The following is a 12,317-nucleotide window of genomic DNA, read 5'->3' on the forward strand; positions in this document are numbered from 1 at the left end:
GAGAAGGAGAAGGGCGGGGACGTGCGGCTGGTCTCCTTCCGGCAGTTCGTCGACTGGATGGACGTGCAGAAGCCCGAGGTGCTCGCCAAGCTGCGCACGCTGGGTGTCGGGCAGAAGCCCACCGCCGGCTGGAAGCAGTTCCTCGCCTGAGTGCGGTGCCGGAAATGTCCCGTGTAAATACGCCCTGAAATGCGGTTTTCCGCCCGGCAGGGGGGTGCCACAGATCGCCGGAACGGGCATGCGAAACTTTTCACATGAGTACCCGTAGCCGCGCCGTCCTGCTCGGTGCCGTGGCCGCCGTGTCGGCCCTGACCCTGTCCGCGTGCGGCAAGGGCGGCACCTCCGGCGGCGGTGGCAACACCAACTTCGTCACCGGCAACAACGGCATCGTCACCGCCCCCCAGGGCAAGCGCGACGCGGCCCCGGACCTGTCCGGCACGACCATCGACGGCAAGACCCTCGACCTGGCCGACTACAAGGGCCAGGTCGTCGTCGTCAACGTCTGGGGCTCGTGGTGCGGCCCCTGCCGCGAGGAGGCCCAGTACTTCTCCAAGGTGTCGAAGCAGTACGAGGGCAAGGGTGTGCGGTTCGTCGGCATCAACACCCGCGACACCAGCACCACCCCCGCGGTCGCCTTCGAGAAGGAGCACGGGATCAGCTACCCGAGCCTGTACGACCCGTCGGGCAAGCTGATGCTCCGCTTCAAGAGGGGCACGCTGAACCCGCAGCTGATTCCCTCCACCCTCGTCATCGACCGGCACGGGAAGGTCGCCGCGCGGGCCCTGGAGGCGCTCGACGACACCTCCCTGCTGAAGATGCTCAAGCCGGTCCTGGCGGAGAAGTGACGTGAGCGCACTCGTGACGCTGGCCGCGACGGGCCAGAACCTGACCGTCCGGGACGGTGCCCTGCTGGTCGCCCTGCCGATCGCCGTACTCGGCGGGCTCGTCTCCTTCTTCTCGCCCTGCGTCCTGCCCCTGGTTCCCGGCTACCTCTCCTATGTCACCGGGGTCGCCGGCACCGACCTGGCCGAGGCCAGACGCGGGCGGATGGCCACGGGTGCCGCCCTGTTCGTCCTCGGCTTCACCGCCGTGTTCGTCTCCGGCGGCGCACTGTTCGGCTTCTTCGGCTCCACCCTGCAGGAGTACAAGGACACGCTGTCCAAGGCGCTCGGCGTGCTCATGATCCTGCTGGGCGTCTTCTTCATGGGGCTGATGCCCTGGCTGACCCAGCGTGAGTTCCGCTTCCACAAGCGGCCGACCACGGGCCTGGTCGGCGCGCCCGTCCTGGGCGCCCTGTTCGGGATCGGCTGGACGCCCTGCATCGGTCCCACCCTCTCCTCCGTCGCCCTGCTCTCCTCCCAGCAGGCGACTGCGGGCCGGGGCGCCCTGCTGACCGTGGCGTACTGTGTGGGCCTCGGCGTGCCCTTCATCCTCACCGCCATCGCCTTCCGCAAGGCGCTCGGCGCCTTCGACTGGGTCAAGCGCCACTATGTCTGGGTGATGCGCATCGGCGGCACGATGATGATCGTGACCGGTGTGCTGCTGCTGACCGGTGCCTGGGACCTCCTGGTGCAGCAGATGCAGACCTGGTCCACCGGCTTCTCTGTGGGGATCTGATCGATGAGCGCAACCGACACCGACAACAGCCGGGACCAGGAGGACCTCGGCGCGGCCGGCTCCCAGCTGTCCACCGCGCCGCGCGAGGAACTCTCCTCCGTACCCGGCCTCGGCGTCCTCGGCTGGGTCCGCTGGTTCTGGCGGCAGCTGACCTCCATGCGGGTCGCGCTGCTGCTGCTCCTGCTGCTCTCGCTCGGTGCGATCCCCGGCTCGCTCATCCCGCAGACCGGCGCCGACCTGAACAAGGTCGACGACTTCCGCAAGGCCCACAGGACGCTCGCGCCGATCTACGACAGGCTCGGCCTGTTCCACGTCTACAGCTCGGTGTGGTTCTCCGCGATCTACATCCTGCTGTTCGTCTCCCTCATCGGCTGTATCGTCCCGCGCACCTGGCAGTTCGTCGGCCAGCTGCGCGGCCGGCCGCCGGGCGCGCCCAAGCGGCTGACCCGGCTGCCCGCGTACACGACGTGGCGTACGGAAGCCGACCCCGAGCAGGTCCGCGAGGCCGCGCTCGCCCTGCTGAAGAAGCGCCGTTTCCGCGCCCACGTCGCCGGTGACGCCGTCGCCGCCGAGAAGGGCTATCTGCGCGAGCTGGGCAACCTCGTCTTCCACATCGCCCTGATCGTGCTGCTGACCGCCTTCGCCTCCGGCCAGCTGTACAAGTCGGACGGCACCAAGCTGGTCGTCGAGGGCGACGGCTTCGCGAACGCGCTCCCGAACTACGACGACTTCAAGTCCGGCAGCCTGTTCCAGAACGACGACCTCGTGCCGTTCAGCTTCGACCTGAAGGACTTCAGGGGCACCTACGAGGTCACCGGCCCGAACAAGGGCACGCCGCGCACCTACGAAGCGAAGATCGACTACACCGAGGGTGCGTACGGCAAGGAGAAGCCGACCACCATCAGGGTCAACCAGCCGCTGCGCATCGGCGACTCCAAGGTCTACCTCGTCAGCCACGGCTACGCGCCCGTCGTCACCGTCCGCGACGGCAAGGGGAACAAGGTCTTCCACGACGCCGTGCCGCTGCTGCCGCTCGACGGCAACGTCACCTCCAACGGCGTGGTGAAGGTCTACGACGGCTACCGCAACCCGCAGGGCAAGTCGGAGCAGCTCGGTTTCCAGGCCTTCTTCGTGCCGACGTTCAACCCCAGGAGCGGCACGATGCTCTCGCAGTTCCCCGCACTGGTGAACCCGCTGCTCGCGGTGAACGCCTACCACGGCGACCTCGGCGGCGTGAACGCGGGCATGGCGCAGAGCGTGTACCAGCTGGACAAGGCGCACATGAAGGCGTTCAAGGACAGCAAGGGACAGCTGCTGAAGAAGCTCCTGCAGCCGGGCGACACGCTCACGCTGCCGAACGGTGCCGGGTCCATCACCTTCGAGAAGGACATCAAGGAATGGGCCGGCTTCGAGATCGTCCAGGAGCCCGGCAGCGGCTGGGCGCTCGGCGGTGCCCTCGCCGCGATCTTCGGTCTGGCCGGGTCCCTGTTCATCCAGCGACGCCGGGTGTGGGTGCGCGCGGTGCGCGGCGCCGACGGCGTGACGGTCGTCGAGATGGCCGGGCTCGGCCGCAGCGAGTCCGCCAAGGTGCCCGAGGAACTGGGCGACCTCGCCGGAACCCTCTACGACCAGGCGCCGGGGGCTGCCGACCGCGACGACGATCCCGACGACGACTCCACCGAATCTCCCGTCGTACCTGCCGAAGGGGCTGAGAAGTGACTCTCGCCGCCGCAACCAACGAACACCTCGCGAGTATCAGCAACACGCTGATCTACTCGTCGATGGCCGTCTACACCCTGGCCTTCTTCGCGTACATCTTCGAGTGGCTCCTCGGCGGCCGCAGCAAGGTGGCCCGTACGGCGGCGGCGCTGACGGCGGACACCTCCGCGAAGGCCCCCGCCGTCACCGTCAGGCAGGCCGGCGGCACCGCCGTGCTGGAGCGGCCCAAGGTCGTCGTCCGCTCGGCGTCCGGCGCCCGTGACGTGCCGGACGGGCCCGGCGCGCACGGCGGGGACGTACAGGGCGACCTCTACGGCCGTATCGCCGTCTCGCTCACCGTGCTCGCCTTCCTGGTGGAGCTGGGCGGTGTCGTCTGCCGCGCGGCCTCCGTGCAGCGGGCGCCGTGGGGCAACATGTACGAGTTCAACATCACCTTCTCCACCGTCGCCGTCGGGGTGTACCTCGGGCTGCTGGCGCTGAAGAAGAACGTGCGCTGGCTCGGGCTGTTCCTGATCACCACGGTCCTGCTCGACCTCGGTCTCGCCGTCACCGTCCTGTACACCGCGAGCGACCAGCTGGTTCCCGCGCTGCACTCGTACTGGCTGTACATCCACGTCTCCACCGCGATCTTCTGCGGCGCGGTGTTCTACGTCGGCGCGGTCGCCACGATCCTGTACCTGTTCAAGGACTCGTACGAGAACAAGCTGCAGACCGGCGGCAAGCCCGGCGCGTTCGCGACCTCGGTGCTGGAGCGCCTGCCCGCCTCCGCGTCCCTGGACAAGTTCGCCTACCGGGTGAACGCGGCGGTGTTCCCCCTGTGGACGTTCACGATCATCGCGGGCGCGATCTGGGCGGGCGACGCCTGGGGCCGGTACTGGAACTGGGACCCGAAGGAGACCTGGTCCTTCATCACCTGGATCGCGTACGCCTGCTACCTGCACGCCCGCGCGACGGCCGGCTGGAAGGGCCGCAAGGCCGCCTACCTGGCGATGCTCGCCTTCGGCTGCTGGCTGTTCAACTACTACGGCGTCAACATCTTCGTCAGCGGCAAGCACTCCTACGCGGGCGTGTGAGCCGCCGGTCGCCCACACTGGTGTCATGAGGGGTTCCATCGCACAGGGCACCAGCCAGACCCACGGGAACACGCACATACTCCATCTCCTGGTGCGGCTCCCGAGGCGCATGGAGGACGTCTGGCCGGCGGTGGCCACCCCCGAGGGACTCGGGGCGTGGTGCACCGCCGTCGACGTTCTGGAGCCCAGACTCGGCGGTGCGGTCACCCTGCGGGACCTGGGCTCCGGCCGGGTCACGGCCTGGGACGTGGACCGGGTCGCGGAGTACACCGTCGGGGGCGGGCGGATCCGGTTCCATCTGGAGCGGGACGAGGGTGACGGCTGCGCGCTGCGGTTCACGCACGAGTCCCAGGGCGAGGAGGCGTCGGAACAGGGCTGGCGGGCTCGATTCGAACGCCTGATCGGGCAAAGTGAGGGCTCGCAAGCCGTTCCGGGTCAGGAGCCCTCACGGCCCTCGGAGCCCTCAGAGCCCCTCCCCGGGCAGTTCACCTAGGACACCGCGGACAGGCTTCCGTGGGCCACCGAGGCGATGTGGTCGCGCAGCCGCTCGACGTACAGCCGCATGTTCTTCGCCGCCACGTCCGTGTCCGGGTACCGGCTCGCCAGCCACAGCCCCTCGTGCAGCCGGTTCACCCACACGCACACCTGATCGCCGTACGACACCCGCAGCAGGGCGTGCGCCCGCTGCTCCGCCCAGCGCTCGGCGCCGGGAACGCCACGTGTGTCGACGTAGGAGACGATCGAGTACAGGTCGGGTGAGGTCGGCCGGAAGTCCGCGCCGAGCAGGCGCAGTACCCGGGCCAGCGGCATCCGGGCCAGTGACCGGTTGGCCTGCAGCTGCGCACGCACCGCCCGCAGGGTCTCCGGGAAGCCCGCCGAACGGCCGACCGGGACCTCGATGGGGGCACCGCCCACGTACCAGCCCACCGAGTCGTTCCACCGCGACTTCACCCGGGTGTGGAACGGCACCACGGTCCGGTACACCGACTGCCCGCCCAGCTCGTGCACGATCAGCCCGGTCGCGGCCAGCAGGCCGACCATGCTGCCGCCGTACGGCCTGCAGTACGCCTCGAACGCCGCCGCCTCGTCCGCGTCCGTCAGCGGCTCGCACAGCATGCGCTGTCTCGGCAGCGGGCCGCCCGGCTCCAGTCCGAGGTCGACCGGGAAGCCCGGCAGCGTGCCGTCGCAGCGCCGGATGAACTCGCGCCAGCGGTCGACGACCGCGTGCCGGCCGTCGATGCCGTCCGCGTCGGCCCGCTCGATCTCGCAGAAGTCGACGTAACTGGCCGCGGGCGCCAGGGAGCCCGGCTCGGTGCCGGCCAGGGCCGCCGTGTACAGCTCGTGGATCTCGGCGGCGATCCGGGTCAGGGAGTAGGCGTCGACGTTGCTGTGGTCGAAGGCCATGTACACGCTGGCGCCGTCGTCCCGTACGACCGCGGTGTAGATCAGGTTCGGCCAGCGCAGCGCGTCCGCGACGGTGTCGAAGCGGTCCTGGAGGTACCGGACCAGTTCGTCGGCGTCACCGAAGTCGCCTGCCTCCTCCCGGTGCAGGGACACGTCCCCCGGGTCCAGCGTGAAGCGGCGCAGTTCGTTGTCCGAGGGGCCCGCCCAGCGGAAGCCGCTGCGCAGCGTCTCGTGCCGCACCGTCCAGGCGCGCAGCGCCTCCTGGAGCGCGTCGAGGTCGACCGGGCCCGGCAGGTCGAAGGCGGTGCCGAGCCAGGTCGGCACGAACAGCCCGTCCTCCCGGACGCACCTGGCCGTCCTGATGTGCGACTCCTGGATGTAGGCGGGCGGCCGGGAGTCCTCCGGCAGTGCCGTCGCCGCCGCCACGGTCGCCGGGCTCAGCGTCCACTCGACGAGCCGTCCCGGCCGGACCTCGCAGCGCTGGATGTCAGTGATTCGCACGCGTCTCCTATCGGCAAAAAAAGGGGGGCCCTGAAGACGGGCCCCCTGGATGGCAATGCCGTGGGACGCGGCCGGGACATGCCCGCCCGGTTCATTTCAACGGATCGGGTGGTGGGCCGAACGTGGGAGTGAATAACCGACGGTGACGCCAGGGCCGGGGGTGGGCTCACCCGACGGTGATCGAGTCGAGTTTCTCGCGCAGGTAGACATGCGAGTCGACCGGCGGGTAGGCCACCCGGCCCACCGGTGCCGGCACGGACTCCACCCGGGTGCCCGGGGTGCACTCGCCGAAGTACACGAGCGACATCAGCTCCTCGGCGGGCGCGTCGAGCGGCGGCGGCAGCACCCGGTGCCGCCCGGACCGCCACCGGTCGCCGGTCCAGCGGGCCAGCAGGTCCCCGACGTTGACGGTGAGGGCGTCCGGGTCGTACGGCGCGTCCTCCCAGCCCCCCGCGTCGGTGTAGACCTGCAGTCCGCCCTTCCCCGCCTGCCGGTCGAGGATGGTCACGGTCCCGAAGTCGGTGTGCGGCCCGATCCGGAACTGCCCCGGCAGCGGCTCGCCGGTCACCTCCGTGCCCGGATACCAGTTGATGTTGAAGCCGTACGTCGGATGGCCCATGTGCCGCGAGAAGAAGTCGCGCTCCAGCCCCAGCGCGTAGCCCAGCAGCGACAGCAGCTCCTTCTCCAGGGCGGCCATCCGCGCCAGGTACTCCTTGCACAGCGCGCGCAGTCCGGGCACCTCGGCGGGCCACACGTTGGGGGCGTACCACTCCGCGTTGACGACGGGATCCTCGAAGGGCTCGTCCGTCGCGAAGGTCAGCGACTCCTTCAGGTCGGGCGGGGTCTCGGTGCCCTCCGCGTACCCGTTGGCCTCGGCGCCGGGCCCGAGCCAGCCCCGGCCGCCGACCTTCGCCTGGTACGCCCGCTTGGCCTCGACGGGCAGCAGGAAGAACTCCCGTGCGGCCGACCGGATCCCGGTCCGCAGCCCGGGCTCCACCCCGTGCCCGGTGACCAGCAGGAACCCGGCGGTCCCCAGCGCCCGGTCGACGGTACGGGCGAGGGCGCCGCGGGCCTGCTCGTCGCCGTGCAGCCAGGGCCGCAGGTCGATGGTGGGAACGCGTGCACTACTCACCGATGTCCTCATTCCACAGCTCCGGGTTCCCCTTGGCGAAGTCCGCCATCAGGGCCGTGCACGCGGGGTCGTCGAGCAGGACGATCTCCACGCCGTGCGCGGCGAGCCAGTCGTGGCCGCCGTGGAAGGTGGCGGCCTCGCCGATCACCACCCGGGAGATGCCGAACTGGCGGACCAGGCCGCTGCAGTACCAGCACGGGGAGAGCGTGGTGACCATGGTCGTGCCGCGGTACGTGCGCTGCCGTCCCGCCGCGCGGAACGCGGCCGTCTCCGCGTGGGCCGAGGGGTCACCGTCCTGGACCCGGCGGTTGCGGCCGCGGCCGAGGAGGGTGCCGTCGGGGGCGTAGAGCGCGGCGCCGATCGGAATCCCGCCCTCGGCCAGCCCGGCACGGGCCTCGTCGAGGGCGGTGGCGAGCCAGGCCCGGGCCTGTGGTTCATCCATGTCCTCTCTCCTTCCCGCCGCTCACCCCTGCGCAGACACCGACCGCCAGATCCGCTCCGGGAGGAGCACCGCCGCCTGGTCGAGGTCCACGTCGTCGATGCCGGACAGCCAGCGGCGGGCGACGCCGACGACCGGGCCGAGGATCAGGGACTCCAGCAGCGGTACCGGGAGCGGAGCGAGGTCGCCGGAGTCCACGTACCGCTCCGCCCACTGCCCGAGCGGTGACAGCCGGGCCTCCTGGGCGTCCCGGAGCCGCTTGCCGTCGGCCATGCCCTGCCGGTCGGCGTACGAGGAGTGCAGCAGCAGCGCCGCCTCCCGGTGCTCCTGGACGAAGTTCAGGTAGGCCCGGACGAGGGCACGAATACCGGTATGGGGGGTACGGGTGTGCCGCAGCGCCGCGACCAGCTCGCCGAGCAGCCGGCCGAGCCACCGCGTCAGCAGGGCGTTCATCAGCCCGTCGACGCTGCCGAAGTGGTGGTACAGGCTGCCGAGGCTCACCCCGCTCTCCCGGGTGATCGCCGCGACCGTCAGCCCCTGCTCACCCGACTCGGAGTAGACCCGCAGTGCGGCGTTCAGGAGTCGTTCGGCGGTGGCCTCGCCACGCTGCTGCTTGGGGCTCATACTGAAGTGCTTTTCTAGAAAGATATTTTAGTTCTGTGGGCTGCAGGCCCACACTGGTTGCCTCATCCTCACATCCAGGAGCGGCTGGTGTCGTCACCCGAGAACCAAGGAATCCCCGAGATCCCCGTCTCCCTCACCCCGCAGCAGGCCGCCTCCGGGACAGTCCTCAGACTGCCGCCCGGCACGGGTGTACCGCCCGTCCGCATACCCCCGGTCCGCGACGGCGACGTCGTACGGCTGCGTACCGCCGACGGCGAGGTGCGCCTGCGGATCCGCGTCACGGCGTCCGCCGCCGCAGCGGGCTCCGGCAAGAAGCAGGGCCTCGCCTGTCTGGGCGTGCTCGGGGTCGTCGCCGCCGTCGTGTTACTCCTGGTGCTCACGAACCACGGCGGCAGCGACGATTCGTCCGACGACACGGTGGGCTCGTCGTCGTACTCACCGTCGTACCCGACCGCCACGGCGACCGACGAGCCGTACACCGGCGACCCGTCCAGCGCCCCGTACAGCAGCGCTCCGGACACCGGCGGCACCTACTCCAGCGACCCGTACGGCACCGGCGACCCCTACGGCACCCCGAGCCCGGACCCGAGCCCCTACACCTCGGGCACCTGCCTCAACGGCACCCTGCCGAACTCCACCACCGCGCAGTCCGTCAGCGGTGTGGAGGAGGTCTCCTGCTCCGCGTCCGACGCGCACTACAAGGTGATCGAGACCGTTCCGCTGACCTCGGACATGAGCCGCTGCAATGACAACCCCCGGACCCAGTACGCCTTTTCCTCGCGCTACACGATCAACGGGGCGACCGTCAACGAGTATGTGTACTGCCTGGTGGGCCTCGGCTCCTACGCACGCTGAAGCAGTCGAAGCAGCTGGAACAGGGGGAAAGTCCGCAGTGCCACCGGCGGCAGCGTCAAGGTCGTCAACGTCTCGACCGGCGCCTGCCTGAGCGCCAACGGCAACGGCCAGGCGGTCTTCGTCGGCGACTGCTCGCAGGGCGGCGGCAACCTCCGCTGGACGACCGGCACCGGCAACTCCCTGCGCACGGTCCACGACGGCGGCTGCCTCGACCTCGCCTTCGGAGGCGGCGTGGCCGAGGCGAGCTGCCAGCCGGGGGCGTCCTCGCAGAGCTGGGCCCGGACGTGACAGGGCCGCCGTAGGGGCTACCCGTTGATCATCCCGATGACCGCCCTCACGGCCTCGGCCACCGGCTGCCCGACCGCTCCGACGGCGGCGGCGATCCCGGCGATCGACCGCAGCGCCCGGTGCCGCTCCAGCGCGGGCACGGTGGCGTCGGGGCTGAGGGCGGGCAGGGACTCGTCCAGGAGCTGGGCGTCGGGCGCCGGCACCTGGGCCCGCAACTGCGCGATCAGCCCGTTCAGTTCGGCGAGGGCGGCGGCCAGGGCCGGGTCCTGCTGCCCGGCTCCGGCGCCGCCCTGGTTCTTGACGATGCCCTGGTTGCCCTGGCCGCCGTACATGTTCACGTTGTCGCCGTAGTAGTAGTTGGTGCCGCTCATGCGCCGATCCCCACGTTTCCGCTGCCGCCGTACATGTTGACGTTGTCGCCGAAGTAGTAGTTCTTCGGCGAGACGGTGAGGCTCTCCACCGTCACCTTGAACTCCGTGTCCGGGTGATCGATGGCATAGGAGATCTGGCCGACGATCTGGTCCAGGTAGCGCGCGTCCTGGCTGGTGACCAGCGCCGTGGAGGCGCCCGAGGTCTCCACCGCCAGGACGTGCTGCGGTGCGGAGGCCAGGACCGAGATCATCTCGATGAGGAAGTAGATCTCAACGAAGAGGGCCACGATCCAGACGAAGGTGACATAGCCCGCGGCGCCGGAGTTCTGCTCCCCGCCTCCGCCGGCCGCGAGGGAGGGCAGGCCGGGGAGCATCGCGATGAACCCGACGATCAGCGTCCCCGCGGTGTACCGCAGGAACCTCAGCACCGCCTCCTTGCGCTTGGGGCGCATGACGAAGGTGTAGACGCGGGCGATGTTCGCCAGCGGGTACACCGCCGCGCCGATCCACAGGATCCGCTTGCTGACCCGGAGATCGACCCGGGCCGGCGCCGGCTGCGCGGGCGGCGCGGGGACGTCCGGCATGAGCGGCGCCGTGGTGTGCGCGGTGGGCGGCCCCGCGGGCGCCGGTGGAGAGGCCTGCGCGGTCGGTGGGTCCTGGGCCGGGCGTTCGGGTGGCTGGCCGGTCTGCATCTGCTTCTGTCCCCCAGAGGTCAGGCGATCCCTCGCAACTCGGTGACCACCATTAACAACAACGCCGGCGGGTGATGGCAAGTCGTCAGCCGCCGCGAAGTGGAGCCTGGGCGGGAGAAGTTGACGGAGGTTCAGTCGGACACGCGCAGCAGCAGCTTCCCCGTGCTCGACCGTCCGCCCATCAGCCGGTGCGCCTCGGCCGCCTCCGCGAGAGCGAACTCGGCCGTCACCGGCACGGTCACCGTCCCGTCGACCGCCTTCGCGAGCGCCTGCTCCGACAGCCGGCGCAGCGCGTCCGGTGCCGTCCTGGCCAGGGTCAGGATCGAGAAGCCGGACACCGTGATGCCGAGCGGGTACAGCTCGGGCTGGCCCACGCTCCACGGCTCGGCACCGCTCGCGTTGCCGAAGGAGACCAGGCGCCCGAAGGCGGCCAGCGAGGCCAGTCCGGCGCGCAGGGTGTCGCCGCCGACGGGGTCCAGGACGAGGTCGGCGCCGCGCCCGCCGGTCGCCTCGCGTACCTGCTCCTGGAAGGCGCCGACGAACACCTCGTCGTACCCGTGGTCCTTGGCGTGTGCTGCCTTCGCGGCCGAGGACACCACGCCGTACACCGCCCCGGCGCCGGCCGCGCGCGCCAGCTGGCCGATGGCCGTGCCGACCCCGCCCGCCGCGCCCTGTACGAGGACCGACTCGCCGGGCTGGAGCCGGCCGACGGTGTGGACGAGGGCGTACGCCGTGGTCAGGACCGTCGGCAGGGTCGCGGCGGTGCGCAGGTCCAGGCCGGCCGGGACCGGGAAGACGGTCGCCGCCTCGGCCACCACCACCTCCGCGTACCCGCCGCCCTCGGTGTGCGCCACCACCTCCTGGCCGACGGTCAGGCCCGTGACCCCGCCGCCGAGCGCGCGGACGCGGCCGGAGACCTCCAGGCCGGGGACGTAGGGGAGTGCGGGCACCCGGTAGCCGTCCGAACGGGCCTTGAGGTCGGCGAAGTTCACCCCGGTCCAGGCCACGTCGATGCTCACCTGCCCGGGGCCTGGTTCCGGCGCCTGGGCCGTCACCAGCCGCAGCACCTCGGGACCGCCGTACTCCTGGAACTCCACCGCGCGCATGCCACACCCCTGGCTCGACTGTTCAATGAAAAGCGAACACTCATGAGTGTATGGTTTTCATCGAACACTCGGCAAGCGGATGCGGAAGAGGGGAGCATGGCGTGGCAGTCGGCAGTCACCGGGCCGCCCCGGAGCACACCCACCCCGACGACGTGCCCGTCCTCACGGCGCTCGCCGCCCTCGCCGACCCCGTACGCCTCACCCTCGTGAGGGAGCTGGCCGGCTCCGCCGACTGGAGCCGCAGCTGCGGCAGCTTCGACGTGCCGGTGGGCAAGGCCGCCCTCAGCCACCACTTCGCGGTACTGCGCGGCGCCGGGCTGGTGGAACAGCGCGACGAGGGACCCAAGCGGGTCAACCGGCTGCGCCGGGCGGAGTTCGACGCCCGCTTTCCGGGACTGCTGGACCTGGTCCTCCGCGGCGACTGACCGGCCCGGGTGGCTCACCTGCCCCTATCGGCGGCGCCGATGGCCCCATCGGCAGCGTCCCGCACCGGCGC

Annotated in this window: 14 protein-coding genes and 1 pseudogene; 8 read left to right on the forward strand and 7 right to left on the reverse strand. The window is 70.7% G+C overall.

The annotated features are described in order from the left end of the window. Nucleotides 1-254 precede the first annotated feature (254 nt). From ACZ7GZ_RS11820 to ACZ7GZ_RS11840, 5 genes are read left to right on the forward strand one after another with little or no spacing between them, the layout of a single operon-like run. On the forward strand, nt 255-845 hold the full coding sequence (locus tag ACZ7GZ_RS11820) for a TlpA family protein disulfide reductase (RefSeq protein ID WP_471023157.1): 591 nt from the start codon (nt 255-257) through the stop codon (nt 843-845). A gap of 1 nt (nt 846) precedes the next feature. Beyond that, nucleotides 847-1,617: a cytochrome c biogenesis CcdA family protein gene (locus ACZ7GZ_RS11825; RefSeq protein ID WP_471023159.1), complete on the forward strand. Its 771-nt coding sequence runs from the start codon at nt 847-849 to the stop codon at nt 1,615-1,617. Nucleotides 1,618-1,620: 3 nt separating this feature from the next. Beyond that, complete coding sequence (gene resB, locus ACZ7GZ_RS11830; RefSeq protein WP_471023162.1) at nt 1,621-3,336, forward strand: cytochrome c biogenesis protein ResB; 1,716 nt, start codon at nt 1,621-1,623, stop codon at nt 3,334-3,336. Beyond that, nucleotides 3,333-4,409: a c-type cytochrome biogenesis protein CcsB gene (ccsB, locus tag ACZ7GZ_RS11835; protein WP_471023165.1), complete on the forward strand. Its 1,077-nt coding sequence runs from the start codon at nt 3,333-3,335 to the stop codon at nt 4,407-4,409. Before resB ends, ccsB begins: the two co-directional genes overlap by 4 nt. Before the next feature lie 25 nt (nt 4,410-4,434). Then, on the forward strand, nt 4,435-4,902 hold the full coding sequence (locus tag ACZ7GZ_RS11840) for an SRPBCC domain-containing protein (RefSeq protein ID WP_471023167.1): 468 nt from the start codon (nt 4,435-4,437) through the stop codon (nt 4,900-4,902). Here the strand turns inward: ACZ7GZ_RS11840 and ACZ7GZ_RS11845 are convergent. From ACZ7GZ_RS11845 to ACZ7GZ_RS11860, 4 genes are all read right to left on the reverse strand, one after another. Further along, complete coding sequence (locus ACZ7GZ_RS11845; protein ID WP_471023169.1) at nt 4,899-6,314, reverse strand: condensation domain-containing protein; 1,416 nt, start codon at nt 6,312-6,314, stop codon at nt 4,899-4,901. The two genes, ACZ7GZ_RS11840 and ACZ7GZ_RS11845, sit on opposite strands and share 4 nt — an antisense overlap. Before the next feature lie 166 nt (nt 6,315-6,480). After that, nucleotides 6,481-7,458, reverse strand: coding sequence for an isopenicillin N synthase family dioxygenase (locus ACZ7GZ_RS11850; RefSeq protein ID WP_471023172.1), 978 nt, complete (start codon nt 7,456-7,458; stop codon nt 6,481-6,483). Then, entirely contained in the window at nt 7,439-7,888 is a 450-nt protein-coding gene (locus ACZ7GZ_RS11855) for a nucleoside deaminase (protein ID WP_471023175.1), read from the reverse strand. The genes ACZ7GZ_RS11850 and ACZ7GZ_RS11855 overlap by 20 nt, the downstream gene beginning before the upstream one ends. A gap of 21 nt (nt 7,889-7,909) precedes the next feature. Next, nucleotides 7,910-8,509, reverse strand: a complete 600-nt coding sequence (locus tag ACZ7GZ_RS11860; RefSeq protein ID WP_471023178.1) for a TetR/AcrR family transcriptional regulator — start codon at nt 8,507-8,509, stop codon at nt 7,910-7,912. Nucleotides 8,510-8,596: 87 nt separating this feature from the next. On the opposite strand from ACZ7GZ_RS11860, the gene ACZ7GZ_RS11865 reads away from it, so the two are divergent. Then, nucleotides 8,597-9,364, forward strand: a complete 768-nt coding sequence (locus tag ACZ7GZ_RS11865; RefSeq protein WP_471023181.1) for an LppU/SCO3897 family protein — start codon at nt 8,597-8,599, stop codon at nt 9,362-9,364. 48 nt (nt 9,365-9,412) lie between these two features. After that, nucleotides 9,413-9,652 (forward strand): annotated as a pseudogene (locus ACZ7GZ_RS11870) (ricin-type beta-trefoil lectin domain protein); the annotation flags it as partial. A 17-nt stretch (nt 9,653-9,669) separates the two neighbouring features. On the opposite strand, the gene ACZ7GZ_RS11875 reads toward ACZ7GZ_RS11870, so the two are convergent. The 3 genes from ACZ7GZ_RS11875 to ACZ7GZ_RS11885 form a co-directional block, all read right to left on the reverse strand. Further along, nucleotides 9,670-10,023 carry a hypothetical protein gene (locus ACZ7GZ_RS11875; RefSeq protein WP_471023183.1) on the reverse strand — a complete coding sequence of 118 codons (354 nt, stop codon included), beginning with the start codon at nt 10,021-10,023 and terminating at the stop codon, nt 9,670-9,672. Next, nucleotides 10,020-10,715 (reverse strand): DUF6232 family protein, encoded by a 696-nt coding sequence (locus tag ACZ7GZ_RS11880; protein ID WP_471023186.1) that lies wholly within the window; start codon nt 10,713-10,715, stop codon nt 10,020-10,022. Before ACZ7GZ_RS11880 ends, ACZ7GZ_RS11875 begins: the two co-directional genes overlap by 4 nt. A gap of 131 nt (nt 10,716-10,846) precedes the next feature. Then, nucleotides 10,847-11,821, reverse strand: coding sequence for a quinone oxidoreductase family protein (locus tag ACZ7GZ_RS11885; RefSeq protein WP_471023189.1), 975 nt, complete (start codon nt 11,819-11,821; stop codon nt 10,847-10,849). 101 nt (nt 11,822-11,922) lie between these two features. Here ACZ7GZ_RS11885 and ACZ7GZ_RS11890 point away from each other — a divergent pair, with 101 nt between their 5' ends. After that, a complete protein-coding gene (locus ACZ7GZ_RS11890) occupies nt 11,923-12,246 on the forward strand; it encodes an ArsR/SmtB family transcription factor (RefSeq protein WP_471023190.1) in 324 nt (107 codons plus the stop codon). Nucleotides 12,247-12,317 lie beyond the last annotated feature (71 nt).

This window comes from Streptomyces sp. NPDC037288, from assembly GCF_055603265.1.